The sequence below is a fragment of the Microbacterium testaceum genome, from assembly GCF_001476655.1.
Taxonomy (GTDB): Bacteria; Actinomycetota; Actinomycetes; order Actinomycetales; family Microbacteriaceae; genus Microbacterium; species Microbacterium testaceum_C.
Map to the genome: position 1 here is coordinate 1 of NZ_LDRT01000179.1, position 1,609 is coordinate 1,609.

The 1,609-nt window shown below is 73.3% G+C and carries 3 protein-coding genes; all 3 read right to left on the reverse strand.

Going from position 1 to position 1,609, the window contains the following annotated elements:
* Window positions 1-595: homocysteine S-methyltransferase family protein (locus tag NS220_RS17905; RefSeq protein WP_058625345.1), on the reverse strand; the 595-nt coding region annotated here is incomplete at its 3' end.
* A complete protein-coding gene (locus NS220_RS17910) occupies window positions 592-1,098 on the reverse strand; it encodes a MarR family winged helix-turn-helix transcriptional regulator (protein ID WP_058625346.1) in 507 nt (168 codons plus the stop codon). The genes NS220_RS17910 and NS220_RS17905, both read right to left, overlap by 4 nt.
* 83 nt (window positions 1,099-1,181) lie before the next feature.
* The coding region (locus tag NS220_RS17915) for a glycerate kinase (RefSeq protein WP_193755414.1) at window positions 1,182-1,609 on the reverse strand (428 nt) is incomplete at its 5' end.

A 1,609-nucleotide genomic window follows, 5' to 3' on the forward strand; every position in this document is an offset into this window, starting at 1 on the left:
GGACGGATGCCGCGATCTCGAACGCGCGCGACAACGCACCAGGGGTGCGCAAGCTCGTGCTGTCGGCCGAGAGGCTCACGATCGCGGGGACCCGCAGGTCGGCGAGTTCGAGAGCGAGCGCTTCGAGCTCGCGGAGGGACGGCACGGTCTCGACGGCGAGCAGATCGGCTCCGGCGTCGGCCAGCACGTGCAGACGCCGTCGGTGCGCGTCGCGCAGCTCGGAGACGGTGAGTCCGTCGTCCCCGGTGTATTCGCTGCCGTCGGCGCGCAGCGCCCCGAGCGGACCCACGGATGCCGCGACGACGGCGTCTCCGGCCTCGCGGGCGAGCGTCACCGAACGGCGGAGGAGCGTCTCCACCTCGGCATCCGGGATCTCCGCACCGAAACCCACCTGGTAGGACGCCGTGATGAGGAGATCGGCGCCCGCGGTCACGAACTCCGCGTGCGCGGCGCGCACTTCGTCGGGGTCGTCGCGGAGCACGCGCGCGGACCACAACGACGACGAGACGTCGTTGCCGCGTGACTCGAGCAGCGTCCCGAGGCCGCCGTCGAGGATGATCGGACGCTCGGCGAGCGTCGTGCCGAGATCGATCACGCCTCGTGCGTCTCGCCGGCGGCGAGGACACGGAGGGCGTCGGCGAGCAGAGCCTGATCGGCGCGGCTGACCCCGCGCAGCGCCTCGGCCTCGAGGCGGACGAGTTCGGTCATGGCCGCGTCCACGCGCTCGATGCCCTCGGGGGTGATCGCCACGAGGATCGCCCTGCCGTCGGAGGGATTGGGGCGACGGTGCACGAGGCCCCGCTCGGCGAGCTTGTCGAGGCGGTTCGTCATCGCCGCGCTCCCGATCATCGTCGCGGCGATCAGGCGCGTGGCGCTCAACTCGGTGCCGGCGCGGCGAAGCACCGCCAGGACGTCGAACTCCCAGAGCGCGATGTCGGCGCTCGCGAACGCCCGCGCGCGGAGCTTCGAGAGGTGGAAGGCCGCACGACGCAGGCGCGACATGACGTCGAGCGGGGTGAGGTCGATGTCGGGGAGCAGTCGCGACCACGCGTCGATGAGGAGATCGACCTCGTCATCCTTATTGCTTGCGGTAGCCACATGAAGACGGTACCGGAGCCGCGGGACGATGGCGGCGTTTCCGGGGGTGGGGGCGAGCCTGGCGCGGCAGTCGCGGCCGGAACTCAGGAGTTTCGCAGGCCCGGCGGCGGCCCGAGTCGCTCGGCGAGCGCGCGACCCGCGACGCGCAGCCACCGGGCGGGGTCGGCCAGCGCGGCGGCGGAGGATCCCGCCAGGTCGACGAGCGAGATCGTCGCGCTGAACGCCGAGGTGTCGGCATCCGGGGCGATGCGACCGACGACGAGCGCGACCGGGCGAGGACCGGCGAGCGACGCGATGCGTCCGGGAACCTTGCCCGCCCCCGAGCTCGCGTCGAACGCCCCCTCACCCGTGATGACGACGTCGGCGCGCGCCACCGCGTCGGCCAGGCCCATGAGATCGGCCACGATCTCGGCTCCCGGGACGAGCTCGGCGCCCCACGCCCGGAGGGCGGCGCCGGTTCCTCCGGCGGCCCCGGCTCCCGGCGCGAGAGGGTCGGTGTCGAGCAGCACCG